The organism is Pseudomonas sp. GL_090, from assembly GCF_057837765.1.
This window is the reverse complement of sequence record NZ_CM174452.1, coordinates 5,288,189-5,314,239: the sequence shown is the minus strand read 5'-3', so window position 1 is coordinate 5,314,239 and position 26,051 is coordinate 5,288,189. Positions and strand designations below refer to the sequence as shown.

At 61.7% G+C, this 26,051-nt stretch carries 21 protein-coding genes; 13 read left to right on the top strand and 8 right to left on the bottom strand.

From position 1 onward, the window contains the following. The 9 genes from murD to lpxC all read left to right on the top strand — a co-directional run bounded on the left by murD (window position 1) and on the right by lpxC (window position 10,491). Window positions 1-1,347, top strand: a complete 1,347-nt coding sequence (gene murD, locus AC3ITA_RS23905; RefSeq protein ID WP_414929382.1) for a UDP-N-acetylmuramoyl-L-alanine--D-glutamate ligase — start codon at window positions 1-3, stop codon at window positions 1,345-1,347. Next, window positions 1,344-2,561 (top strand): putative lipid II flippase FtsW, encoded by a 1,218-nt coding sequence (ftsW, locus tag AC3ITA_RS23900; RefSeq protein WP_056726220.1) that lies wholly within the window; start codon window positions 1,344-1,346, stop codon window positions 2,559-2,561. The genes murD and ftsW overlap by 4 nt, the downstream gene beginning before the upstream one ends. Continuing rightward, window positions 2,551-3,621: an undecaprenyldiphospho-muramoylpentapeptide beta-N-acetylglucosaminyltransferase gene (gene murG, locus AC3ITA_RS23895; protein ID WP_008045918.1), complete on the top strand. Its 1,071-nt coding sequence runs from the start codon at window positions 2,551-2,553 to the stop codon at window positions 3,619-3,621. Before ftsW ends, murG begins: the two co-directional genes overlap by 11 nt. After that, window positions 3,614-5,074 carry a UDP-N-acetylmuramate--L-alanine ligase gene (gene murC, locus AC3ITA_RS23890; RefSeq protein WP_007989894.1) on the top strand — a complete coding sequence of 487 codons (1,461 nt, stop codon included), beginning with the start codon at window positions 3,614-3,616 and terminating at the stop codon, window positions 5,072-5,074. Before murG ends, murC begins: the two co-directional genes overlap by 8 nt. Continuing rightward, complete coding sequence (locus AC3ITA_RS23885) at window positions 5,071-6,054, top strand: D-alanine--D-alanine ligase (protein WP_414929383.1); 984 nt, start codon at window positions 5,071-5,073, stop codon at window positions 6,052-6,054. Before murC ends, AC3ITA_RS23885 begins: the two co-directional genes overlap by 4 nt. 4 nt (window positions 6,055-6,058) lie before the next feature. Then, window positions 6,059-6,928: a cell division protein FtsQ/DivIB gene (locus AC3ITA_RS23880; protein WP_095943491.1), complete on the top strand. Its 870-nt coding sequence runs from the start codon at window positions 6,059-6,061 to the stop codon at window positions 6,926-6,928. Window positions 6,929-6,943: 15 nt separating this feature from the next. Further along, the gene (ftsA, locus tag AC3ITA_RS23875; RefSeq protein WP_007989901.1) at window positions 6,944-8,203 is read left to right on the top strand and encodes a cell division protein FtsA; all 1,260 of its coding nucleotides are present in this window, start codon (window positions 6,944-6,946) and stop codon (window positions 8,201-8,203) included. 73 nt (window positions 8,204-8,276) lie between these two features. Beyond that, on the top strand, window positions 8,277-9,467 hold the full coding sequence (gene ftsZ / locus AC3ITA_RS23870; protein WP_095943492.1) for a cell division protein FtsZ: 1,191 nt from the start codon (window positions 8,277-8,279) through the stop codon (window positions 9,465-9,467). A 112-nt stretch (window positions 9,468-9,579) separates the two neighbouring features. Continuing rightward, window positions 9,580-10,491 (top strand): UDP-3-O-acyl-N-acetylglucosamine deacetylase, encoded by a 912-nt coding sequence (gene lpxC, locus AC3ITA_RS23865; protein ID WP_007916984.1) that lies wholly within the window; start codon window positions 9,580-9,582, stop codon window positions 10,489-10,491. A 163-nt stretch (window positions 10,492-10,654) separates the two neighbouring features. Here lpxC and AC3ITA_RS23860 read toward each other — a convergent pair whose 3' ends face one another. From AC3ITA_RS23860 to AC3ITA_RS23830, 7 genes are all read right to left on the bottom strand, one after another. Then, a complete protein-coding gene (locus tag AC3ITA_RS23860) occupies window positions 10,655-12,154 on the bottom strand; it encodes a sensor domain-containing diguanylate cyclase (protein ID WP_489278516.1) in 1,500 nt (499 codons plus the stop codon). A 247-nt stretch (window positions 12,155-12,401) separates the two neighbouring features. Then, on the bottom strand, window positions 12,402-12,626 hold the full coding sequence (locus AC3ITA_RS23855; protein ID WP_095943526.1) for a hypothetical protein: 225 nt from the start codon (window positions 12,624-12,626) through the stop codon (window positions 12,402-12,404). A gap of 249 nt (window positions 12,627-12,875) precedes the next feature. Further along, the gene (locus tag AC3ITA_RS23850; RefSeq protein WP_414929385.1) at window positions 12,876-14,240 is read right to left on the bottom strand and encodes a heavy metal sensor histidine kinase; all 1,365 of its coding nucleotides are present in this window, start codon (window positions 14,238-14,240) and stop codon (window positions 12,876-12,878) included. After that, window positions 14,230-14,907: a heavy metal response regulator transcription factor gene (locus AC3ITA_RS23845; protein WP_095943495.1), complete on the bottom strand. Its 678-nt coding sequence runs from the start codon at window positions 14,905-14,907 to the stop codon at window positions 14,230-14,232. Before AC3ITA_RS23845 ends, AC3ITA_RS23850 begins: the two co-directional genes overlap by 11 nt. Before the next feature lie 8 nt (window positions 14,908-14,915). Further along, the gene (locus AC3ITA_RS23840; RefSeq protein ID WP_489278514.1) at window positions 14,916-18,017 is read right to left on the bottom strand and encodes a multidrug efflux RND transporter permease subunit; all 3,102 of its coding nucleotides are present in this window, start codon (window positions 18,015-18,017) and stop codon (window positions 14,916-14,918) included. Continuing rightward, entirely contained in the window at window positions 18,014-19,174 is a 1,161-nt protein-coding gene (locus AC3ITA_RS23835) for an efflux RND transporter periplasmic adaptor subunit (protein WP_489278512.1), read from the bottom strand. Before AC3ITA_RS23835 ends, AC3ITA_RS23840 begins: the two co-directional genes overlap by 4 nt. Window positions 19,175-19,438: 264 nt before the next feature. Continuing rightward, entirely contained in the window at window positions 19,439-20,407 is a 969-nt protein-coding gene (locus AC3ITA_RS23830) for a LysR family transcriptional regulator (protein ID WP_489278510.1), read from the bottom strand. 191 nt (window positions 20,408-20,598) lie between these two features. Between AC3ITA_RS23830 and AC3ITA_RS23825 the strand changes: the two genes are divergently transcribed. The 4 genes from AC3ITA_RS23825 (at window position 20,599) to AC3ITA_RS23810 (ending at window position 25,523) form a co-directional block, all read left to right on the top strand. Next, window positions 20,599-22,098: an efflux transporter outer membrane subunit gene (locus AC3ITA_RS23825; protein ID WP_489278508.1), complete on the top strand. Its 1,500-nt coding sequence runs from the start codon at window positions 20,599-20,601 to the stop codon at window positions 22,096-22,098. Between the two features lie 139 nt (window positions 22,099-22,237). Continuing rightward, a complete protein-coding gene (locus AC3ITA_RS23820) occupies window positions 22,238-24,430 on the top strand; it encodes an FUSC family protein (protein WP_489278506.1) in 2,193 nt (730 codons plus the stop codon). Next, on the top strand, window positions 24,420-24,620 hold the full coding sequence (locus AC3ITA_RS23815) for a DUF1656 domain-containing protein (protein ID WP_008050113.1): 201 nt from the start codon (window positions 24,420-24,422) through the stop codon (window positions 24,618-24,620). The genes AC3ITA_RS23820 and AC3ITA_RS23815 overlap by 11 nt, the downstream gene beginning before the upstream one ends. Before the next feature lie 39 nt (window positions 24,621-24,659). Beyond that, the gene (locus AC3ITA_RS23810) at window positions 24,660-25,523 is read left to right on the top strand and encodes an efflux RND transporter periplasmic adaptor subunit (RefSeq protein WP_095943501.1); all 864 of its coding nucleotides are present in this window, start codon (window positions 24,660-24,662) and stop codon (window positions 25,521-25,523) included. Window positions 25,524-25,650: 127 nt separating this feature from the next. Here the strand turns inward: AC3ITA_RS23810 and AC3ITA_RS23805 are convergent, their stop codons facing one another. Continuing rightward, window positions 25,651-26,040: a DUF4440 domain-containing protein gene (locus AC3ITA_RS23805; RefSeq protein WP_489278504.1), complete on the bottom strand. Its 390-nt coding sequence runs from the start codon at window positions 26,038-26,040 to the stop codon at window positions 25,651-25,653. Window positions 26,041-26,051 lie beyond the last annotated feature (11 nt).

Here is a 26,051-nt window from a genome sequence, read left to right as displayed (position 1 = left end):
GTGTCTCTGATCGCTTCTGACCACTTCCGCATCGTTGTCGGCCTCGGCAAGAGCGGCATGTCCCTGGTTCGCTTCCTGGCGAACCAGGGCGTGGCGTTTGCCGTGGCCGATACGCGGGAAAATCCACCGGAACTGGCCACGCTCAAGCGTGACTATCCCCACGTGGAAGTGCGTTGTGGCGAGCTGGACGTCGAATTCCTGTGCCGTGCCGACGAGCTCTACGTGAGCCCCGGTCTGGCGCTGGCGACCCCGGCCCTGCAGGCTGCCGCCGCCCGTGGCGTGAAGTTGTCCGGCGACATCGAGCTGTTCGCGCGTAACGCGAAGGCGCCGATCGTGGCCATCAGCGGCTCCAACGCGAAAAGTACCGTGACCACCCTGGTCGGCGAGATGGCGGCTGCGGCCGGCAAGCGAGTTGCCGTCGGTGGCAACCTCGGTACCCCGGCGCTGGACTTGCTCAGTGACGACATCGAGTTGTACGTGATGGAGCTGTCGAGCTTTCAGCTGGAAACCACCGATCAGCTCAACGCCGAAGTGGCGACCGTGCTCAATATCAGCGAAGACCACATGGACCGTTACAGCGGTCTGCCGGCCTATCACCTGGCCAAGCACCGGATCTTCCGGGGCGCCAGGCAGTTCGTGGTCAATCGCCAGGATGCCCTGAGTCGTCCGTTGATGGGCGAAGGTCAGCCTTGCTGGACCTTCGGCCTGAGCAAACCTGATTTCAAGGCCTTTGGTATCCGTGAAGAAGGCAGCGAGAAATACCTGGCCTTCGAATTCCAGAACCTGATGCCGGTGCGCGAATTGAAGATTCGCGGCGCCCACAACCAGTCCAACGCCCTGGCGGCCCTGGCCCTGGGCCATGCGGTCGGCCTGCCGTTCGACGCCATGCTGTCGAGCCTGCGCACCTTCGCCGGTCTCGAGCACCGCTGCCAGTGGGTCCGCGACCTCGACGGCGTGGGCTACTACAACGATTCCAAAGCCACCAACGTCGGCGCCGCACTGGCGGCCATCGAAGGTTTGGGTGCAGACATCGACGGCAAGGTCGTGCTGATCGCCGGTGGCGACGGCAAGGGTGCCGAGTTCAAGGACCTGCGCGATCCGGTGGCGGCCAACTGCCGCGCCGTGGTCCTGATGGGCCGCGACTCCGACAAGATCGGCGAGGCCATCGGCGATGCCGTACCGCTGATCCGCGCCGGCTCCCTGGTCGAAGCCGTCGAGCAATGCCGTGCCGCAGCCCAACCGGGCGACGTAGTGCTGCTGTCGCCAGCCTGCGCCAGTTTCGACATGTTCAAGAACTACGAAGACCGTGGTCACCAGTTCGTCCAAGCCGTGGAGGATCTGGCATGAGCCTCAAAGGCATCATCAAGCCGTATCCATCGCCACTCATCACCGGGCGCGGTATCGACCTTGATTTCCCGATGCTCGCCGGTTGCCTGACGCTGCTCGGCCTGGGGCTGATCATGATCGCCTCGGCATCGACCGAAGTGGCGGCCGTGCAGTCGGGCAGCGCCCTGTATTACATGATTCGCCACCTTATTTACGTGGTGCTGGGCCTGGGTGCCTGCATCGTCACCATGATGATCCCGATCGCCACCTGGCAACGCCTGGGCTGGCTGATGCTGCTGGGGGCGTTCGGCTTGCTGGTGATGGTGATCATTCCGGGGATCGGCCGTGAAGTTAACGGCTCGATGCGCTGGATCGGCTTCAGTTTCTTCAACGTTCAGCCTTCCGAGATCGCCAAGGTGTTCGTGGTGATCTACCTCGCCGGTTATCTGGTGCGCCGCCAGAAAGAAGTGCGTGAAAGCTGGATGGGCTTCTTCAAGCCGTTCATCGTGCTGCTGCCGATGGCGGGTCTGCTGCTGATGGAGCCGGACTTCGGTGCCACCGTCGTGATGATGGGGGCCGCTGCGGCGATGCTGTTCCTGGGCGGCGTCGGGCTGTTCCGTTTTTCCCTGATGGTGGTGCTGGCTGTCGGCGCGGTGGTGCTGTTGATTCAGATGCAGCCCTATCGAATGGCGCGCCTGACCAACTTTGCCGACCCGTGGGCCGACCAGTTCGGCGCCGGCTATCAGCTGTCCCAGGCGTTGATCGCCTTCGGTCGCGGAGAATGGCTGGGCGTCGGCCTGGGCAACAGCGTGCAAAAACAGTTCTACCTGCCGGAAGCCCACACCGACTTCGTGTTCTCGGTCCTGGCCGAAGAGCTGGGTGCGGTGGGTTCGTTGTGCACCGTGGCATTGTTCGTCTTCGTGTGTATTCGTGGCATGTACATCGGACTGTGGGCTGAAAAGGCCAAGCAGTTTTTTGCAGCTTACGTGGCATACGGTCTGTCGTTCCTGTGGATCGGTCAATTCCTGATCAACATCGGCGTGAACGTCGGTCTGCTGCCGACCAAGGGTCTGACCCTGCCGTTCCTCAGTTATGGCGGCAGTTCGTTGGTGATCTGCTGTGCCTGTCTCGGCTTGTTGCTGCGCATCGAGTGGGAAAGTCGTACCCACCTGGGCAGTGAAGAGATGGAGTTCCATGAAAGCGACTTCGCCGAGGAGCCGAACCATGGGCGCTAACGTCATGATCATGGCCGGCGGCACCGGTGGCCACGTGTTCCCGGCGCTGGCCTGTGCCCGCGAATTCCAGGCGCGCGGCTATACCGTGCACTGGCTCGGCACACCCCGAGGGATCGAGAACGATCTGGTGCCGATGGCCGGTATCGAGTTGCATCGGATCAACGCCAGCGGTCTGCGGGGCAAGGGCAAATTGTCCCTGCTCAAGGCACCGTTCATGTTGCTCAAGTCGGTTTGGCAGGCGCGGGCGATCATTCGTCGTCTGCAACCGGTCTGTGTCGTGGGCTTTGGTGGCTTTGTGACCGGTCCTGGCGGTGTCGCGGCCAAACTGGCCGGCGTGCCGGTGATCGTTCACGAACAGAACGCCGTGGCCGGTACCGCCAATCGGTTGCTGGTGCCGTTTGCCGCCCGAGTCTGTGAAGCGTTCCCCGACACCTTTACCCTGTCGGACAGCCGCCGGACCACCGGTAATCCGGTGCGCACTGAGCTGTTCCTCGAGACATCGCGACCTGCCCTGGCCGGTCGCAAGGCGCGTTTGCTGATCCTGGGCGGAAGCCTGGGCGCAGAGCCGTTGAACAAGTTGCTGCCTGAAGCCCTGTCGCAAGTCGCTGCCGACTTGCGTCCGGAAGTGTTCCATCAGGCCGGCAAAAACCACGATGAAGTGACTGCAGAGCGCTATCGCGCGGCTGGCGTCGAGGCGCAAGTGCAGCCCTTCATCAAAGACATGGCCCAAGCCTACGGCTGGGCCGACCTGGTGGTATGTCGCGCAGGCGCGCTGACCATCAGTGAACTGGCCGCCGCCGGTCTGCCCTCGATGCTGGTGCCTTTGCCTCACGCCATCGACGATCACCAGACCCGCAACGCCGAATATTTGGCCCGTGAAGGCGCAGCCTTCCTGATGCCACAAAGAACGACTGGCGCAGCGGATCTTGCCGCTCGCCTGACAGAGGTCCTGATGCAACCACAACGACTCAACGAAATGGCTACCGCGGCACGCCGCCTGGCCAAACCCGATGCCACCCGTAACGTGGTCGATAGCTGCCTGGAGGTGGCCCATGGTTGAGAGTCAGAAAGCCATGCCGCAACCGGAAATGCGCCGCATCCGCCGTATCCACTTCGTCGGCATCGGCGGTGTAGGCATGTGCGGGATTGCCGAAGTGCTGCTGAACCTGGGTTATGCCGTGTCCGGTTCCGACCTGAAGGCTTCGCCGGTGACCGAGCGTCTGGAGTCCTTCGGGGCGCAGATCTTCATCGGCCATCGCGCCGAGAACGCCGCGGCCGCTGACGTGCTGGTGGTGTCGAGCGCCGTGAACACCTCCAACCCGGAAGTCGCTACCGCGCTGGAACGCCGTATCCCGGTGGTGCCGCGTGCTGAGATGCTGGCTGAGCTGATGCGTTATCGCCACGGCATTGCCGTTGCCGGTACCCATGGCAAAACCACCACCACCAGCCTGATCGCTTCGGTGTTCGCCGCCGGTGGCCTGGACCCGACATTCGTGATCGGTGGACGCCTGAATGCCGCGGGCACCAATGCCCAGCTCGGCACCAGCCGCTACCTGATCGCCGAAGCCGACGAAAGCGACGCCAGCTTCCTGCACTTGCAGCCGCTGGTGGCCGTGGTCACCAACATCGACGCCGATCACATGGCGACCTACGACGGCGACTTCAACAAGCTGAAGAAAACCTTCGTCGAGTTCCTCCATAACCTGCCGTTCTACGGTCTGGCGGTGGTGTGCCTGGACGATCCGGTGGTGCGTGAAATCCTCCCGCAGGTCAAACGCCCGACGGTCACCTATGGCTTCGGCGAAGACTGCGACGTGCGCGCCATCAACGTGCGCCAGCAAGGCATGCAGACCTTCTTCACCGTGCTGCGCCCTGACCGCGAGCCGCTGGATGTTTCGGTCAACATGCCGGGCAACCACAACGTATTGAACGCACTGGCGACCATCTGCATCGCCACTGACGAAGGCGTCAGCGATGAAGCCATCGTCCAGGGTCTGTCCGGGTTCCAGGGTGTCGGCCGGCGCTTCCAGGTCTACGGCGAACTGCCGGTGGACGGCGGCAATGTGATGCTGGTCGATGACTACGGTCACCACCCGACGGAAGTCGCGGCCGTGATCAAGGCCGTACGCGGTGGCTGGCCGGAGCGCCGCCTGGTGATGGTCTACCAGCCGCACCGTTACAGCCGCACCCGTGACCTGTACGACGATTTCGTCAATGTGCTGGCGGACGCCAACGTCCTGCTGCTGATGGAAGTCTATCCGGCCGGTGAGGAGCCGATCCCGGGGGCCGACAGCCGCAAGCTGTGCAACAGCATCCGTCAGCGTGGCCAGCTGGACCCGATCTACATCGAGCGTGGTGTCGACCTCGCGCCAGTGGTCAAGCCGCTGCTGCGTGCCGGCGACATCCTGCTGTGCCAGGGCGCCGGCGATATCGGCGGTCTCGCACCAAAACTGTTGAAAAGTGAGTTGTTCGCCGGTGCCGTTGCCGCACCGGAGAAGGGGAAGTTGAAATGAGTGCTGCCTACGCCAACCTGGTCTCCACGATCGCGCCGAAAGACTTCGGCCGCGTCGCCGTGCTGTTCGGCGGCAAGAGCGCCGAGCGAGAAGTGTCCCTGAAGTCCGGCAACGCCGTTCTCGACGCACTGCAAAGCGCCGGTGTGGACGCGTTCGGCCTCGACGTGGGCGATGACCTGCTGCAGCGTCTGCAGAGCGAAAAGATCGACCGCGCCTTCATCATCCTCCACGGTCGTGGCGGTGAAGACGGCAGCATGCAGGGCCTGCTCGAATGCCTGGGCATTCCGTACACCGGCAGTGGCATCCTGGCGTCGGCCCTGGCCATGGACAAACTGCGTACCAAGCAGGTCTGGCACAGCCTGGGCATTCCGACCCCACGTCACGCGGTCCTTTGCAGCGAGGCCGATTGTATTTCGGCGGCGACGGAACTGGGCTTCCCTTTGATCGTCAAACCGGCCCATGAAGGTTCAAGTATCGGGATGGCCAAAGTGAGTTCCTCTCCTGCGTTGATCGACGCATGGAAAGCGGCCAGTACCTACGATTCGCAAGTGTTGGTCGAGCAATGGATTCACGGTCCGGAGTTCACCATCGCCACCCTGCGTGACCAGGTGTTGCCACCGATTGCCCTGGGCACGACGCACAGCTTCTACGACTACGACGCCAAGTACATCGCCAACGATACCCAGTACCGCATTCCGTGCGGTCTGGACAGCGCCAAGGAAAAGGAACTCATGGACCTCACGGCGAAAGCCTGTGAAGCGCTGGGGATCGCCGGTTGGGGCAGGGCAGACGTGATGCAAGACGCCGACGGGCAGTTCTGGTTCCTGGAAGTCAACACCGCACCGGGCATGACCGATCACAGCCTGGTGCCGATGGCGGCCCGTGCCGCCGGTCTGGATTTCCAGCAACTGGTTCTGGCCATTCTGGCCGAGAGCGTTGTCGGCAACACTGCCGGTAACCAAGAGTCGACGAGAGGTTAAGGCCATGCAAGGCGCTCAGCTCAGACATCAGCCCACCGCACCGACCGGCCGCAAGCCGGTACCGCGGGGCGCCAGCCGAATGGTGGCCAAAGAGCCGATGTCCGCGCGCCTGCCGAAAGCCAATTTCGGTTTTCTCAAAGCGTTGTTCTGGCCGGTACTGCTGGTGGCTTTGGGGGTCGGTACTTATGAAGGCGCGACGCGGTTGTTGCCGTATGCCGACAGACCGATCACCAAAGTCAACGTGCAGGGCGACCTCAGTTACATCAGTCAGCAAGCGGTGCAGCAGCGGATCGCCCCGTACGTGGCGTCGAGCTTCTTCACCATTGACCTGGCGAGCATGCGCACCGAGCTGGAAACGATGCCATGGATTGCCCACGCCGAAGTGCGCCGGGTGTGGCCGGATCAAGTGGTGATCCGCCTGGAAGAACAACTGCCGGTGGCCCGCTGGGGCGACGAGTCGCTGTTGAACAACCAGGGCCAGGCCTTCACTCCGCGCGAGCTGGCGAACTATGAACACCTGCCACAGCTGTTCGGCCCACAGCGGGCCCAGCAGCAAGTGATGCAGCAATACCAGGTGCTGAGCCAGATGCTCAGGCCGCTGGGCTTCTCGATTGCACGCCTGGAGCTGCGTGATCGCGGCAGCTGGTTCCTGACCACCGGCCCAGGCAGTGCGGGTCCCGGGATCGAACTGCTGCTGGGACGCGGCAACCAGGTGGAAAAGATGCGCCGTTTTATCGCCATCTATGACAAGACGCTCAAAGAACAGATTACGAACATTGCGCGCATCGATCTGCGCTACGCCAACGGCCTCGCTGTTGGCTGGCGGGAACCTGTAGCGCCCACGGCAGCCCAACCCGCTGTCGCGAAGAATTAAGAAGAGGCAGGACCCATGGCAAACGTGCAAAGCGGCAAAATGATCGTCGGTCTCGATATCGGCACCTCCAAGGTGGTGGCGCTGGTGGGCGAGGTCGCGGACGACGGCACGCTGGAAATCGTCGGGATCGGTACTCATCCGTCCCGTGGCCTGAAAAAAGGCGTGGTGGTGAACATCGAGTCCACCGTGCAATCGATCCAGCGCGCCATCGAAGAAGCGCAGCTGATGGCTGGTTGCCGCATTCACTCGGCGTTCGTCGGCGTGGCCGGCAATCACATCCGCAGCCTGAACTCCCACGGCATCGTGGCGATTCGTGATCGCGAAGTCAGCTCGGCGGACCTCGAGCGCGTTCTCGACGCCGCCCAGGCCGTGGCGATCCCGGCGGACCAGCGCGTGCTGCACACCCTGCCGCAGGATTACGTGATCGATAACCAGGAGGGTGTCCGCGAGCCGCTGGGCATGTCCGGCGTGCGTCTGGAAGCCAAGGTCCACGTGGTCACCTGCGCCGTCAACGCCGCACAGAACATTGAAAAATGTGTGCGCCGCTGCGGTCTGGAAATCGACGACATCATTCTCGAGCAACTGGCTTCCGCGTACTCGGTACTGACCGATGACGAGAAAGAGCTGGGCGTGTGCCTGGTGGACATCGGTGGCGGTACCACCGACATCGCGATCTTCACCGAAGGCGCGATCCGTCACACCGCGGTGATCCCGATTGCCGGCGACCAGGTGACCAACGACATCGCCATGGCGTTGCGCACTCCGACCCAGTACGCCGAAGAAATCAAGATCCGCTACGCCTGCGCCCTGGCCAAACTGGCCGGTGCCGGTGAAACCATCAAGGTGCCAAGCGTTGGCGACCGTCCACCGCGCGAGCTGTCCCGCCAGGCCCTGGCCGAAGTGGTCGAGCCGCGCTACGACGAACTGTTCACGCTGATCCAGGCCGAACTGCGCCGCAGCGGCTACGAAGACCTGATCCCGGCCGGCATCGTGCTGACCGGCGGTACGTCGAAGATGGAAGGCGCTACCGAACTGGCCGAGGAAATCTTCCACATGCCGGTGCGCCTGGGCGTGCCTCACGGCGTGAAAGGTCTGGATGACGTGGTGCGCAACCCGATCTATTCCACCGGCGTCGGCCTGTTGATGTACGGCCTGCAGAAGCAGTCCGACGGCATCTCGTTCTCGGGCATCGGCAGCCGCGACAGCTATAGCAACGAAGAACCACAGGCTCCGCTGCTGGACCGCCTGAAGAAGTGGGTTCAGGGCAATTTCTGAAGATTTACCGCAATACCGTTACACCGAAGCACGCAGTAGGCGAAAAAACTAGAGAATGTAAAGGAGAGGGAAAATGTTCGAACTCGTAGACAACATCCCCGCAAGCCCGGTAATCAAAGTTATCGGTGTCGGCGGTGGCGGCGGCAACGCTGTCAACCACATGGTCAAGAGCAACATTGAAGGCGTCGAGTTCATCTGCGCCAACACCGATGCTCAAGCGCTGAAAAACATCGGCGCGCGGACCATCCTGCAACTGGGCACGGGCGTGACCAAGGGCCTGGGCGCTGGCGCCAACCCTGAAGTCGGCCGTCAGGCCGCTCTGGAAGATCGTGAGCGTATTGCCGAAGTCCTGCAGGGCACCAACATGGTGTTCATCACCACTGGCATGGGCGGTGGTACCGGTACCGGTGCTGCGCCGATCATCGCCGAAGTGGCCAAGGAAATGGGCATCCTGACCGTTGCGGTCGTGACCCGTCCGTTCCCGTTCGAAGGCCGCAAGCGTATGCAGATCGCCGACGAAGGCATCCGCATGCTTTCCGAAAGCGTCGACTCGTTGATCACCATTCCCAACGAGAAGCTGCTGACCATCCTCGGTAAAGACGCAAGCCTGCTGTCGGCTTTCGCCAAGGCCGACGATGTACTGGCCGGTGCCGTTCGCGGTATCTCCGACATCATCAAGCGTCCGGGCATGATCAACGTCGACTTCGCCGACGTGCGTACCGTGATGAGCGAAATGGGCATGGCGATGATGGGCACTGGCTGCGCCAGCGGTCCGAACCGTGCACGTGAAGCGACCGAAGCGGCCATCCGCAACCCGCTGCTCGAAGACGTGAACCTGCAAGGCGCACGCGGCATCCTGGTGAACATCACTGCCGGTCCTGACCTGTCCCTGGGTGAGTACTCCGACGTGGGTAGCATCATCGAGGCATTCGCTTCCGAGCACGCGATGGTCAAGGTCGGTACCGTTATCGATCCGGACATGCGCGATGAGCTGCACGTGACTGTCGTTGCCACCGGTCTGGGCGCTAAAATCGAGAAGCCTGTGAAGGTCATCGACAACACCGTCCACACGTCGATGGCAGCACAGCCACAACAGGCCCCTGTTCGTCAGGAAGCTCCAGCGGTGAACTACCGTGACCTGGACCGTCCGACCGTCATGCGCAACCAGGCCCAGGCCGGGGCTGCGACTGCCGCGAAGATGAATCCGCAAGATGACCTGGACTACCTGGACATCCCGGCTTTCCTGCGTCGTCAGGCCGATTGATGGAATGTATCAGGGCTATGAAGGTGATTGGTGTTCAGCAAAGGCTCGGTCTGCTATCATCGCCAGCCTTTGTTGATACCAGTTCGCAATTTGCGCTGAAGCGGCCCAAGCCATGATTAAACAACGCACACTGAAAAATATTATCCGTGCCACAGGTGTAGGCCTGCACTCCGGGGAGAAGGTCTACCTGACCCTCAAGCCTGCGCCTGTCGACACTGGCATTGTGTTTTGTCGCGCTGACCTCGACCCTGTGGTGCAGATTCCTGCCCGCGCGGAAAACGTCGGTGAAACCACTATGTCGACCACGCTGATCAATGGCGACGTCAAAGTGGACACGGTAGAGCACTTGCTCTCGGCCATGGCTGGCCTGGGCATCGATAACGCCTACGTCGAGCTCTCCGCGTCCGAAGTCCCGATCATGGATGGCAGCGCTGGACCTTTCGTATTCCTGATTCAATCGGCAGGCCTGGAAGAACAGGACGCCGCCAAGAAATTCATCCGCATCCTGCGTGAAGTGACAGTGGAAGACGGCGACAAGCGCGCCACTTTCGTCCCTTTCGAAGGGTTCAAGGTGAGCTTCGAGATCGATTTCGATCACCCGGTTTTCCGGGACCGCACCCAAAGTGCAAGCGTGGATTTTTCCAGCACTTCGTTCGTAAAAGAAGTCAGCCGCGCCCGTACCTTTGGCTTCATGAGTGACATCGAGTACCTGCGCAAGCACAACCTCGCACTCGGCGGCAGCGTTGAAAACGCAATCGTGGTCGACGCCGATGGCGTACTGAACGAAGACGGCCTTCGCTATGAAGACGAATTCGTGAAGCACAAGATCCTCGATGCAATTGGCGACCTGTACCTGCTGGGCAATAGCCTGATTGGTGAGTTCAAGGGCTTCAAGTCCGGCCATGCACTGAACAACCAGCTGCTGCGCAAGTTGATTGAGCAGACAGATGCCTGGGAAGTCGTGACGTTCGAAGACGCCAGTACTGCACCAATCTCTTACATGCGTCCGGTTGCGGCCGTGTAAGCAAAAAACCTCTCTAGTTTTTTAAAGGCTGCCTTCGGGTGGCCTTTTTTTATATCCCGAATTTATGTGTTGCCTGACAGATCGCTTTCGCGAGCAGGCTCGCTCCCACAGAGGAACGCGGTGAAAATGTGGGAGCGAGCCTGCTCGCGATAGGGCCAGTTGGTCAGGCCGTCACCACCCGGTTACGCCCCCCTTCCTTGGCCTGATACAACGCCTTGTCGGCGCTGAACAGCAATTGTTCCAGATTGATATCGCTGCCCGACGTCCAGGTGGCAATGCCGATACTTACGCTCATCGGCGGCTCACCGGCGTCCACCAGTGGCAGTTTCTGCACCGCCTCGCGGATGTGCTCGGCGATCTGCTTCGCGCCTTCACTTTCAGTTTCGGCCAGGACCACCGAAAACTCTTCACCACCATAACGAGCCACCAGATCCGCCGGGCGATGGACATTGGTGCGGATGACCTCGGCCAATGCCCGCAAGGCGTCGTCGCCGGCCTGATGCCCGTGCCGGTCGTTGAAGGCCTTGAAGTGATCGGCATCGATCATCAGCAACGACAACGGCTTGCCACTGCGTTGCGCGCGAAACCATTCATGGCGCAGGGTCAGATCAAGGGAGCGACGGTTGGCCACGCCGGTCAAGGCATCGGTGGCCGCCAGTTGCGCCAGTTCCTGCTCGGCACTTTGGCGCCGTCGCAGCTCGCGGCAGAGCATCCAGGTCAGCCACAACAGGCCGATGCACAAAACCCCTGTTGCACCACTGATCGCATAGGCCGTGCGGTTCCAGGCAGCGAACACTTCGTCGATGGAAAGGGCCACGATGACGGTCAGCGGCAGATTGCCGACCCGGGTAAAGGTGTACAGGCGCCGTTGATGGTCGACACTCGACACGCTTTCAAAGGTACCACTGCGCTCGTGCAGCATGCGTGCGACGTTGGGACGGCTGGACAAGCTTTTGCCAATGGCGTTTTGCTCACGGTACGGTTTCTGTGCCAGGAGAATCCCGTCATCATTGATGATGCCCAGCGTACTGCCGTTGCCGATGTCGAGGCTGTTGAATAGCTGATCGAAGTAACTCATGCGCATCGACGCCACCGCAACCCCCAGAAACTCGCCCGTGGGCGATGAAATGCGCCGGCTGAAACTGATGCGCCATTCGTCGCTGTCATCGCAGTCGCAGCGTGGCTTGAAGGGCCGGCTGATAAACATGCCGGTGTCGCGATTGAAGACATGGGCCAGGAAATAATCGCGGTCAGCGAAGTTGCCCGGTTTCGGTTCGATCAATGAGGAGTCGGCCAGCACGTCGCCGTGCTTGTCCAGCAGCAGGATATCGCCCTTGTAGCGCGCAGTGGTGGAGCGGTCGAACAGCACCAGATGACGGATCTGCGGTGCGACCTGTTTAAGGTCGTCCCGTTGGGCGGCGGCGATCAGGCCCTGCAAGGTCAAGTCATAGAGTTCGACCGTACGCAGGACATCGGCATCGATCAGTTGCGCGATGGTGGTCGCGCTGCGGGTGGCGGTCTGCTGGGCGTTGGCGTGTTCGCGGATCAGCAGAAAGGTGACGATGCACAGGATCGAGATGACGGTCAGGGTGCTGCCGAAGATCACCATGATCTCGGGTCGCCCGGTCGGGCCTTGAAAAAGTGCGGTGCGGCTTGCGGTCATAGGGCTGACGTCTGCTTAAGGGACGCTCTAAGCGTAGTTGCATAAACGTAGCAGCCGAGTGAATCCTTCCTGTTGCTCGAGCGATTGATCAATGGCGTGGGCGTCAGTGACTTTCGTTGCGGAAATTGCAATGAAGGCCGAGTCGCCACTATAAAAAAAGCCGCTGACAACAGCGGCTTTGGAGACAACTTTTCAATGGGAAGAGCCGATGAAAAGTGTCGAGGGAAACGGGAGTGATCGGTGCCGGTCAGCTGTCCTTCTCGACCAGTGGCTGGGTCTGGATACTGGATGCCTGCGGGGCCTGAGAGTCTTGTACAGCCTTGGCCGTCATCTCGATCCGATGCTCTTCGAACGTCGCAGCGCGCGCGGCGTTATGCGCGACGAACGTCTGCGATTCTTCCGCCATCGCCAACGGCGACAGGAACAAAGAGGACAAAACGAAAGCGCTGGCAATACCCATACTGTTGGACATCTTGAAAACCTTCTTGCTTGGCAAGTGCTGTTTGGTGCGGGCAAAGATAAGGATATGAGGCGAGGGGAAAAAGAGCGGATTCATGAAAGGACTGTTGCTGTTATGGCAATAGTGGGTTGGCCGCCTAAATGTGTTCATCCCGGATCCAATGCGGGAGCGAGCCTGCTCGCGATAGCAGCACCTCGGTCCTTGGGTTGCACCGCGTTGCCTGCATCGCGAGCAGGCTCGCTCCCACAAGGGAATAGGGTTTCATACCGGGAGGTGAATGCCGAACGTATTCATCCCATGGTCACTGCGCACGAACACATCCCCACCATGCATCAACGCAATCGCCTTGACGATGGCCAGCCCCAGACCGTGGTTGTGGCCGCTGTTGCTGCGTGACGCATCGACCCGGTAGAAACGCTCGAACAGGCGCGGCAGATGCTCACTGGCAATCGGCGAGCCGGGGTTGGCGACGCCGATGCTGACTTGATGCTCCCGGGCTTCGATCCGCACTTGAATCACCTGCCCGGGCGCGGTGTGCTGCACCGCGTTATTCAACAAGTTGATCAACGCCCGGCGCAGATGGGCGATCTCGATGCACACTTGTGCGTCACCACTGACCTCGACCTGGACCTGGGCGTCTTCGAGAATGAAGTCCAGATATTCCAGGGTCGTGGCCACCTCATCGGCCAGCGAGGTCGAGGTGAGTTTGGTCGCCTTGCTGCCCTGATCGGCGCTGGCGAGGAACAGCATGTCGTTGATGATCGAACGCAGTCGCTCAAGCTCTTCGAGGTTCGATTGAAGCACTTCGAAGTAATGTTCGGCGGAGCGTCCGCGAGTCAATGCGACCTGGGTCTGGCCGATCAGATTGGTCAGTGGCGAGCGCAGTTCGTGGGCGACATCGGCGTTGAACGACTCAAGGCGCGAGTAGGCCTGCTCGACCCGCTCCAGGGTCGAGTTGAACGAACTGACGAACTGATCGAGTTCTGGCGGCAAGGGTGACAATCGCAAGCGCCCCGAGCGCAACGGCGGGGCCAGGCGCTGGGCCTCCTGGGACAGTTTGATCAGCGGCTTGAGGCCGATCCGCGCCACCCAATAACCCAGTGCCGAGGCCAACAATACACCGACAATCGCCAGGCTGATCAGCGCGACCAGCAGGTGATGCTGGGTATGGAAAAACGTTTCGGTGTCGATGGCGATCATGAAGCGCAGCGGTGGGCGCTGGTCCTTGGCCGGGAACTCGCTGACCAGCACTTTCAGCGGATACGGGTGCTCCGGCAGATGCATGTCGCGCGTGCCCAGCGGGCCTTGGGCAAAGGTGCGGATATGCGGTGTCAGGTTGCCGTATTCGTAGTGTGGATCGCCGCTGATGATCCAGAAACTGATGCGCTTGTCTTCTTCGCTCAGCAGGTTGAGCTTGTTGTTGATCCTCACCCAGTGCTCGGGCGTGCCGTAACGGCCGACCATGGATTCGAGCACGCTGTAGCGCGCATCGAGTTCGGCTTCGGGCAACAGGCCCAGGCCTTTGTCGACCTGCTGGTACAGTGCCCAACCGATCAACAAAAACACCAACAGCGCCACCAGCGTAAACATGCCGCTCAGGCGCAGGGCAATGCTGTTACTGGACACCACGGCTCTCCAGCACGTAACCCATACCACGAATGGTGTGCAGCAGCTTCTCTTCGAACGGCCCGTCGAGCTTGGCCCGCAGGCGTTTGATCGCGACTTCGACGACGTTGGCGTCGCTGTCGAAATTGATGTCCCAGACCATCTCGGCAATGGCGGTTTTCGAGAGGATTTCACCCTGGCGCCGGGCCAGCACGCTAAGCAGCGAGAACTCCTTGGCAGTCAGGTCCAGACGTGTACCGCCGCGGGTGGCCTTGCGGCTGATCAAATCTATCCACAGGTCGGCGATGCTCACCTGCACCGGTTCATGGCCGCCGCTACGGCGGGTCAGCGCTTGCAGGCGCGCCACCAGTTCAAGGAAGGAAAACGGTTTGCCCAGATAGTCATCGGCGCCTTCGCGCAGGCCCTTGATGCGATCCTCCACACGCTCGCGGGCGGTGAGCATGATTACCGGGGTTTGCTTGCGTGCACGCAACGCACGCAGCACGCCGAAGCCGTCAAGGCTCGGCAACATGACGTCGAGGACGATCACCGCGTAGTCGCTTTCCAGCGCCAGATGCAGACCTTCCACACCATCGCGGGCCAGATCCACGGTGAAACCCTGTTCCGTCAGGCCGCGATGCAGATAGTCCGCGGTTTTTTCTTCGTCTTCGATAATCAGAACGCGCATGACCCGCCTCAGTCTGTGGTCGCCAGCACCGGTTCTGGCGCAGGTTTAGGCCGATGGAACAGACGCTCCAGCCACAAGTATATGACCGGCGTGGTGAACAGCGTCAGCGCCTGGCTCACCAGCAAACCGCCGACCACCGCGATCCCCAGGGGCTGGCGCAATTCGGCGCCGGTGCCGTAGCCGAGCATCAGCGGCAGGGCGCCGAGCAGGGCGGCGAGGGTGGTCATGATGATCGGCCGGAACCGCGTGATGCAGGCCTTGAAGATCGCTTCCTCAGGCGACAGCCCGCCATTGCGCTGCGCTTCGAGGGCGAAGTCGATCATCAGGATGCCGTTTTTCTTGACGATACCGATCAGCAGCACCAGCCCGATCAGCGCCATGATCGAAAAGTCCTGGCCGCAGATCCACAGCATGATCACCGCGCCGAGGCCCGCTGAAGGCAAAGTCGAAATGATCGTCAGCGGATGCACGAAGCTCTCGTAGAGCACACCGAGAATGATGTACACCGCCAACAGCGCCGCCAGGATCAGCCACGGCTGGCTGGCCAGCGAACTCTGGAACGCCTGGGCAGCGCCCTGGAAGTTGCCGCTGATGGCGCTTGGCATGCCGATGTCGGCCTTGGCCTGGTTGAGCATGATCACCGCATCGCCCAACGCCACGCCGGGGGCGAGGTTGAACGACAGGTTGGCGGCGGGAAACATCCCGTCATGGGCGATGGACAGCGGGCCGATGGTCGGCGCATCGAACCTGGCCAGGGCCGACAGCGGCACCATTTCCCCGCTCAGGGGCGAGCGCAGGTAGAAATAGTTGAGGCTTTCGGCCTTGCCGCGCTGTTTGGTATCCAGTTCCAGGATCACGTTGTACTGGTTGATCTGGGTCTGGAATTCATTGACCTGGCGCTGGCCGAAGGCATCGTAAAGGGCTTCGTCGACATCGCTGGCGGTGAGGCCGAAACGTGCCGCGGCGCTGCGATCGATGCTGATGTGGGTGATGCTGCCGCCCAGTTGCAGGTCGTTGGAAATGTCGCGGAAGGCCGGGTTGGCGCGCAGTTTTTCCGTCAGGCGTTGGGTCCAGGTGCTGAGGGTCGCACCGTCGTTGCTCTTGAGCACGTATTGGTACTGGGCGCGGCTCGGGCCGGAGCTGAGGTTGATGTCTTGCCCTGCACGCAGGTACAGCACGATGCCCGGGACTTTCATCAGTTGCGGGCGAATCCGGTCGATGAACTGGCTGGCCGAGACATCGCGATCACCGCGTTTTTTCAGGGTGATCCAGAAGCGGCCGTTGGCAATGGTCTGGTTGCTGCCCGAGACGCCGACGGAATGTGAAAACGTTTCGACTGCGGGATCGGCAGCGACGATTTCGGCCATCGCCAGGTGTTTTTTCACCATGTCGCCATAGGAAATATCGGCAGCGGCTTCGGTGGTGCCAAGGACGAAACCGGTGTCCTGGATCGGGAAGAAACCTTTGGGAATCAAGATGTAGCCGGCAACAGCCAGCCCCAGTGACAAAGTGAACACGCCGATCATCATTTTCTGGTGGGCGAGGGCGCGGCGCAGGCCTTTTTCGTACCAGGCCAACAGGCGTTCACCAAAGCCCGGTTTGCTATGAGCGTGATGCACCGGTGCCCGCATGAACAGCGCTGCCAGCGTTGGCGCCAATGTCAGAGAAACCACCACCGAAATCAAAATGGTGGAGGTGGCGGTCAGGGCGAACTCCTTGAAAAGTCGCCCGACCACACCGCCCATGAACAGCAGCGGAATGAACGCCGCCACCAGCGAGAAACTGATCGACACCACGGTGAAGCCGATCTCCCCGGCGCCCTTGATCGCCGCTTCGCGCATGCCGTCACCGGCCTCGAGATGCCGGTGGATGTTCTCCACCACCACGATCGCGTCGTCCACCACAAAGCCCACGGCGACCACGATCGCCACCAGGGTCAGGTTGTTCAGGCTGAAGCCCATCACATACATCAGCGCGAAACTGGCGATCAGTGACACGCCGAGCACTGCCGACACGATCAGTGTGGCCGACAGTTGGCGCAGGAACAGCGCCATCACGGCCACCACCAACATGATTGCAATCAGCAGGGTGATTTCCACCTCATGCAGCGAGGCACGGATGGTCTGGGTGCGGTCGATCAGCGTCTTGACCTGCACCGAGGCGGGGAGCATCGCCTCCAGTGCCGGCAAGGCGGCCTGAATGCGATCCACGGTCTCGACGATGTTGGCGCCTGGTTGGCGGAAGATCACCAGGTTGACCCCCGGTTGTGAGCCCGCCCAAGCCTGGATGTAGGCATCTTCCGAACCGTTGACGACTTTGGCGACATCACGCAGATGAACCGGTGCACCGTCCTTGTAGGAAACGATCAGCTGGCTGTATTCGGCGGGGTGGAACAACTGGTCGTTGGTCGACAGGGTCGAGATGCTCGATTCGCCGTACAGCGCCCCTTTGGCCAGATTGAGGCTGGTCTGCTGGATCGCCAGGCGGATGTCGGCGAGGGTCAGGCCGATGGCCGCAAGCTTGTCCGCCGATACCTGGACGCGAATCGCCGGACGCTGCTGACCGGTGATGACGACCTGGCCTACACCGTCGACCTGACTGAGCTGACGGGACAACAGGGTTTCCGTCAGGTCGCTGAGCTCAGGGCCTGGCATCAGCGACGAGTTGACGCTGAGGATCAGCACCGGGCTGTCGGCCGGGTTGACCTTGCGCCAGGTCGGCAGGTTCGGCATGTCCTTGGGCAGTTTGCCCGCGGCGGTGTTGATCGCTGCCTGGACTTCCTGGGCCGCGGTGTCGATGCTCTTGTCGAGGGTGAATTGCAGGGTCAGGTTGGTCGAGCCCAGTGCACTGCTCGAGGTCATCTGGGATACGCCGGGAATGGCGCTGAATTGCACTTCAAGGGGCGTGGCCACCGAGGAAGCCATGGTTTCCGGGCTGGCGCCGGGCAGTTGCGCGGCCACCTGGATGGTCGGGAATTCGGCCTCCGGCAACGGCGCTACCGGCAGGCGCGCAAACGCGATGACACCCAGCAGCACCAGGGCGAACGTCAGCAGGACCGTGGCCACCGGGTGGTCGATGCACCAGGCTGAAATCGAACCATGGCCCTTCATTGCGCGCCCTCCGATCGCACCACTTGCGGCGGCTCGGTCAGCACTTGCACAGTCGCGCCGGGCTTGAGCCGCGATTGACCATCGCTGACCAGTACATCACCCGGCTTCACACCCTTGATGATGTCCTGGCCGCTGCCTTGATAGACCATCTGCACCTGCACGGCCTCGACCTTGTCGCCATTGACCCGGTACACGAAGTGCTGGTCGAGGCCGCGTTGTACGACTGTCGGCGGCACCACCAGCGCATCTTTATCCAGGGCTGTCTGAATCTTTACCGTCACCAGCAGGCCCGGCCAGAGCTTCTGCCCCGGATTGTCGAACTCGGCCTTGGCGCGGATGGTGCCGGTGCTGGCGTTGATCTGGTTGTCGATCAGGGTCAGGTGACCCTCGCCGAGCAGGTTGCCGGTTTCGCCGTCGGTGTCGGCCCCGATGTAGGCCTTGACCCGGGCGTGCCGTGGGTCGTTGATCAGGCCTTGCAGGGTCGGCAGCATTTGCTGCGGCAGGGAAAACTCCACGGCGATCGGGTCGATCTGGGTGACAGTGAACAGGCCCTTGGTGTCGGTCATGCGCAGGAAGTTGCCTTCGTCCACCGTGCGAATACCGACCCGGCCGCTGACCGGTGAGCGAATTTGTGTGTAGGAAAGCTGCACCTCGGCGGAATCAATCGAGGCCTGGTTGCCTTGGGCGGTGGCCTTGAGCTGGTTCACCAGGGCCTGTTGCTGGTCGTAAGTCTGCTTGGACACGCCGTCGTCGACACTCAACAGCTTGTAGCGCTTGAGGTTGACCTGCGCCACTTGCAGTTGCGCCTGGCTTTCGCCCAGTTGTGCCCGGGCCTGGTCGAGGCTGGCGCGGATCGACCGGTCGTCGATGGTGGCCAGCAGGTCACCTTTTTTCACCAGTTGGCCTTCCTTGACCAGCAGTCTGGTGAGGATACCGTCGATTTGCGGGCGGACCACGACGCTGTGCAGGGACAGCACCGAACCGATGCCACTGAGGTAGCGCGGCACGTCTTTTTCGGCGACGGCGACCACGCGTACCGGGATGGCGGTGGGGGTGGCGAGTTTGGCCTTGACCGGTTTGTTGGCGTACCACAGGCCCAGCGCTGCCAGAACGATCAGAAGGGCGGCGAGCAGGGCGGGTTTTTTCTGGATTCGCATGCGAGTGGGGCGCCGGGGCTGGGTAGACGGTTGGTATTTTCCTTTATAAACCTGTTTGCCGGTCAGGAGGGTGACGGCTAACTGACGGCGCTGTCAGTTTGGCTGGAAGGCTGGTGCTCCTCTGTAGGAGCGAGCCTGCTCGCGATGGACGACAACGATAACGTGGGAAACCAGATTCACCCCGGCGCCCTCAGGTTTTTCGCGAGCAAGCTCGCTCCTACGGAGATGCACGCCGATCTGCTGTTGCTCCTACGGGTATGCGCGTCAATTCGCCACCCGAACTCCACCCAGGCTTCCGCTCAATTCATACGCCGCCAGTTCCGCTTGGTGCGCCGCCAGCAATTCCGGCAACGATCCGCGCAAATACTCGACCCAGGTCTTGATCTTCGCATCCAGGTACTGGCGCGACGGGTAGATCGCATACAGGTTCAGCTCCTGCGAGCGGTACTTGGGCATCACCCGGACCAACGTGCCGCTGCGCAAGCCTTCGATCGCGGCGTACAGCGGCAGCACGCCAACGCCCATGCCGCTGATGATCGCGGATTTCATTGCATCGGCGGAGTTCACCAGGAACGGTGAGCTGTTGATGGTGACCACTTCCTGGCCATCAGGGCCGTCGAAGGCCCATTTTTCCAGCGGGATCACCGGGCTGACCAGGCGCAGGCAGGCGTGGTTGAGCAGGTCGCTGGGTTTTTGTGCGCAACCGTTGGTTTTGACGTAGGCCGGCGAGGCGCAAACGATGCTGTAGGTGATGCCCAGGCGCTGGGAGACGAACCCCGAATCCGGCAGTTCGCTGGCGAGGACGATGGACACGTCGTAACCCTCGTCGAGCAGGTCTGGCACGCGGTTGGCCATGGTCAGGTCGAAGGTCACGTCCGGGTGGGTCTTGCGGTAGCGGGCGATGGCGTCGATCACGAAGTGCTGGCCGATGCCGGTCATGGTGTGCACTTTCAGTTGCCCGGCCGGGCGGGCGTGGGCGTCGCTGGCCTCGGCTTCGGCTTCTTCGACGTAGGCCAGGATCTGTTCGCAGCGCAACAGATAACGCTTGCCGGCTTCGGTCAGGGCGATGCGGCGGGTCGTTCGGTTGAGCAGGCGGGTTTGCAGGTGGGCTTCCAGGTTGGAGACCGCGCGCGAGACGTTGGCCGTGGTGGTGTCCAGTTGCACGGCGGCGGCGGTGAAGCTGCCGGCTTCGGCCACGTAACTGAAGGCGCGCATGTTTTGCAAAGTGTCCATGGGGTGCTCTCGGGTGCGATGGCAAATTGTGACACGAAGTTTCTGTTTATTTACAGGCGACTAAAGATCTACCAACGGATTATCTCGTTAACGGTAACAAAGATTCACAGGAATCCCAGCTTATCGCCTTTCAGGCCGCCCCATAGAATTGCGTTCACCTCAAGAACTCCCCACCTCAGGAAATCGCAGCAGTGCCGCGTCGCATCAGCAGAGCGCTCCAGCCGCTCAGTGTTTTGGTTTTAACCCTGGCAATCAGCGGCTGCATCGGAACCGGAGGTATTGCCCCGCAGGGCAAGGCGCTGGAGGCTAATTCACTGGCCACCGACGACGCGATCCAGAGCGCCGCGCAGGATGCGCACTGGCCCACCTCGCAATGGTGGCAAGCCTACGGTGACCCGCAGTTGAATCGCTGGATCGACCTCGCCCTGCAAGGCAGCCCGACCCTGGCCATGGCCGCTGCCCGGGTGCGTCAGGCCAGGTCCATGGCCGGCGTGGCCGAAGCGGCCGAGTCGCTGCAGATCAATGGTGATTCGACCCTCAAGCGCCACAACTGGCCCACCGACCAGTTCTATGGCCCCGGCGAGCTGGCCAACAGCACCACCTGGGACAATAACGCGGCGCTGGGTTTCAGCTATGCCCTAGACCTCTGGGGCCGCGAAAGCAATGCCACCGAGCGCGCCGTGGACATGGCGCACATGAGCGTCGCCGAAGCGCGCCAGGCGCAGCTCGAATTGCAGGACAACATCGTACGGGTCTACATCGAGTTGTCGTTGCATTACGCCCAGCGGGATATCGTCGAAGCGACCTTGAATCAGCAACAGCAGATTCTCGAATTGGCGCAAAAACGCCTGGACGGTGGCATCGGCACCCATTTCGAAGTCAGCCAGGCCGAGACGCCGCTGCCGGAAACCCATCGCCAGATCGACGCCCTCGACGAAGAAATCGCCTTGAGCCGCAACCAGCTCGCCGCCCTCGCCGGCAAGGGCCCGGGGGAAGGCGCGCAGTTGCAGCGGCCAACGCTGTCGCTGGGTGCACCGCTGAAACTGCCGTCGTCGCTGCCGGCGCAATTACTCGGCCAACGCCCGGACGTGGTCGCCAGCCGCTGGCAAGTGGCGGCGCAGGCGCGGGGCATCAATGTCGCCCATGCCGGTTTCTACCCGAACGTAGACCTGGTCGGCAGCCTCGGCTACATGGCCACCGGGGGCGGGGCCCTGGAGTTCTTGACTGGCAAGAAGCTCAACTACAGCGTGGGTCCGGCGATTTCGTTGCCGATCCTCGATGGTGGACGCTTGCGTGCGGAGCTGGGTGAAGCCTCGGCGGGTTATGACATCGCCGTGGCCAAGTACAACCAGACCCTGGTCAATGCGCTGAAAAACATTTCCGATCAGTTGATCCGTCGCGAATCCATGGACAAGCAGCAGGCTTTCGCCGCCGAGTCGGTGGCCACTGCGCAGAAGACCTACGACATCGCGATGATCGCCTACCAGCGTGGCCTGACCGATTACCTCAACGTGCTTAACGCGCAGACCCTGCTGTTCAAGCAGCAGCAAGTGCAGCAGCAGGTTCAGGCGGCGCGCTTGAGTGCCCATGCCGAACTGGTGACGGCGCTGGGCGGTGGCCTGGGGGCGGGCAACGACGTGCCGAAAGCCGAACAGACCCAGGCACCGAAAACCCCGGTTCTGCTGAGGTGAATGTAATTCCTGTGGGAGCCAGCCTGCTGGCGATGAGGGCGGCACATTCAACATTGGTGTCGACCGATACTCCGCTATCGCCAGCAGGCTGGCTCCCACAGGTTCCGGGTTTACATCGAATCTTGTTGAGCAGGAATAAATGACTCCCTTGCCCGCACCCTTGCGCTGGCTGTACTCCCTGGAATGGCGTCGGGGTTTCTTCGACTGGGCACGCAGCGACGGCGTGACCTGGGTCTATATCTTCAAGGTGCTGTTCGCGGCTTTCTTGACACTGTGGCTGGCCATGCGCCTGGAGCTGCCGCAACCGCGCACGGCGATGATCACCGTGTTCATTGTCATGCAGCCGCAGAGCGGCCAGGTGTTCGCCAAGAGTTTCTATCGTTTTCTCGGCACCCTGGCCGGGTCGGCGGCGATGGTCGCGCTGATCGCCCTGTTTGCGCAGAACACTGAACTGTTCCTCGGTTCGCTGGCGATCTGGGTCGGTATCTGCACGGCCGGCGCCGCCCGCTGCCGCAACTTCCGCGCCTACGGTTTCGTACTCGCCGGATACACCGCGGCGATGGTCGGCTTGCCCGCGCTGGCCCACCCGGACGGCGCATTCATGGCGGCAGTCTGGCGGGTGCTGGAAATCTCGTTGGGCATTCTCTGTTCGACACTGATCAGTGCAGCCATCCTGCCGCAAACTGCCAGTGCCGCCATGCGCAACGCTCTGTATCAGCGCTTCGGCGTGTTTGCCCTGTTCGTCACCGACGGCTTGCGTGGCCGCAGTCAGCGCGACGCGTTCGAGGTCGGCAACGTGCGTTTCATCGCCGAAGCCGTGGGCCTGGAAGGTTTGCGCAGCGTCACCGTGTTCGAAGACCCGCACATGCGTCGGCGCAATGGCCGGCTCAGTCGCCTGAACAGTGAGTTCATGGGCATCACCACGCGCTTCAATGCCCTGCATCAGTTGCTCGAACGCTTGCGCAACAACAATACGGACCATGCCGTGGCGGCGATAAAACCGGGTTTGCAAGACCTCGCCGAACTGCTCGACGGTTTCAGCGGTCGTGCGCTGACCAGCGCCGATGCAGCGCGTCTGGTTACGGCGCTGAGCGCCTACAAGGCAGGGTTGCCGGCACGGGTGCGCAGCCTGCGGGCGATCTTTCAGGAGAGCGAACCGAGCGAAGACGAACTGCTGGACTTCCATACGGCGTACGAACTGCTCTATCGCTTCGTCGACGACCTGCACAGTTATGCACAGACCCACGCTTCCCTGGCCGATCACAGTCACGAACGGGAGCGCTGGGACGAGCCGTTCACTCCGCAAACCAACTGGATGGCAGCGGCAGCATCGGGGATTCGCGCGGCGTTCATTCTGGTGGTATTGGGCAGCTATTGGGTGGCAACCGCCTGGCCGAGCGGCGCGACCATGACCCTGATTGCCGCCGCGACCGTGGGCCTGTCCGCCGCCACCCCGAACCCGAAACGCATGGCCTTTCAGATGGCGTGCGGGACGTTGCTCGGGGCGTTGATCGGTTTCGTCGAGATGTTTTTCATTTTTCCGTGGATCGACGGATTTGCGTTGCTGTGCGTGATGCTCGCGCCGGTGATCGTGCTCGGCTCGTTCCTGACCTCGCGGCCACAATACGTCGGCGTCGGCCTGGGCCTGCTGATCTTCTTCAGCACCGGTTCAGTGCCGGACAACCTCACGGTCTACAACCCCTACACCTTCATCAACGACTACATCGCCATGGTGCTGGGCATGCTGGTGTGCGCGGCGGCCGGGGCGATCATTCTGCCGCCCAACAGCCGCTGGCTGTGGCGTCGGCTGGAGCAGGACTTGCGCGCTCAGGTGGTGTACGCCATCAGCGGCAAGCTCAAGGGGCTGGCGTCGAGTTTCGAAAGCCGCACCCGCGATCTGGTGCATCAGGCCTACGGCTTCGCGGCCGGTCAACCGCAGGTACAGCGGGACTTGCTGCGCTGGATGTTCGTGGTGCTGGAAGTCGGTCACTCGATCATCGAGCTGCGCAAGGAACAGGCGATTCTGCCGGTGCATCCGGCCTATGCCGAATCACAGCCATGGCGCCAGGCGATCCGGGTGATGGGGCGGGCGCTGGTGCGGCTGTTCCTGCAACCGAACAGCAGCAACCTGGAACGCGCGCTGATTGCCGTCGATCACGCGATCAGCCGTGTGCAGTCCACCGACGAACCCTTCGCCCCGCACTTCGATACCTCGGCGTTGCGCCGGGTGAAGAGCTACCTGCACTTCATCCGCACCTCGCTGCTCGATCCGCAATCACCGCTGGCCGCCTTCGCAAACAGCCAGCCCCAAGGACTTGAACATGCCTCGTGAAATCGCCTTCCACGGCGTGTACATGCCGACCATGACCCTGATGTTTTTCATCGCGGCTCTGCTTGCCTGGGCGCTGGACCGGTTCCTGTCCGGGTTCGACCTGTACCGTTTTTTCTGGCATCCGGCGTTGCTGCGCCTGAGCCTGTTTACCTGTCTGTTCGGCGCGTTGGCGCTGACTGTCTACCGTTGACTCTCTATCACTGACTCTCTATCTCTGAAGAATGCCCCGATGAAAAAGTTTTTCAGCCTGTTCGCGACCTTGTTGGTGCTGGCCCTCGCGCTGTGGATCGGCCGCTCCTTGTGGGAGCACTACATGAACACACCCTGGACCCGCGACGGCCGCGTGCGGGCCGACATCATCAACGTCGCCGCCGACGTCACCGGTGAAGTGGTGGACGTGCCGGTACGCGACAACCAGCTGGTGAAGAAGGGCGATTTGCTGATGCAGATCGACCCTGAGCACTACCGTCTCGCGGTGAAACAGGCACAGAGTCTGGTGGCATCGCGCAAGGCGACCTGGGAGATGCGCAAGGTCAACGCCCATCGTCGCGCCGATATGGACAACCTGGTGATCTCCCGGGAAAACCGTGACGACGCCAGCAACCTCGCCGATTCGGCCCTGGCCGATTACCAGCAGGCCCAGGCGCAACTGGAAGCCGCCGAACTCAACCTCAAGCGCACTGAAGTGCGCGCGGCGGTGGACGGCTACGTCACCAACCTCAACGTACATCGCGGCGACTACGCACGCATCGGCGAGGCGAAAATGGCCGTGGTCGACATGAACTCGTTCTGGGTCTACGGCTTCTTCGAAGAAACCAAGCTGCCCCATGTGCGCGTGGGTGATAAGGCCGACATGCAATTGATGAGCGGCGAAGTGCTCAAGGGGCACGTGGAAAGCATCTCGCGCGGTATCTACGACCGCGACAACCCGGAGAGCCGTGAACTGATCGCCGATGTGAACCCGACGTTTAACTGGGTGCGTTTGGCACAGCGGGTGCCGGTGCGGATTCACATCGATGAGGTGCCGGAGGGTGTGCTGTTGGCGGCGGGGATTACGTGTACGGTGGTGGTCAAGCAAGGTGATGGTGCATAACCCATTCCCCTGTAGGAGCGAGCCTGCTCGCGATGAACCAGAGCGCGCCGCGTGTATTCAGAATGCACGCGTTATCGTTGACGTCCATCGCGAGCAGGCTCGCTCCTACAGTTGATCGTCGTCGTGTTCAGCAGAAGGTCTCTTGCAGATGCCGCCAAAGAATTCTGCCTTCCACCTTCTCGAACACCACAGTCGAGCGCCGATCCGAGTGCAGCCCGGTCGCATCGGTCTGTTGCTCGCGGTAACTCACGGTCGCGCCGCCGTCGTGCAGCGCAATGCCGCGTAACTCGCTCAGCTCGATGCGAAACCCGAGCTTCTTGCCGCCCGCCAGCGTGAACAATTCGTTCAGCGCGTCAAAATCCAGCACCCGACCGAGCGGCGAGACCATGGAGAACTGCGGCGAAAAGCGCATTAGCAGTTTTTCGAGTTCGGATGCGTCGCGCTCTTCGGCCAGCCATTGTTCGATGGCCACGTGGGCCTGGATCACTTCGTCGAAGTACTCGGTGTAGTCGGTCATGGAAGTCATTC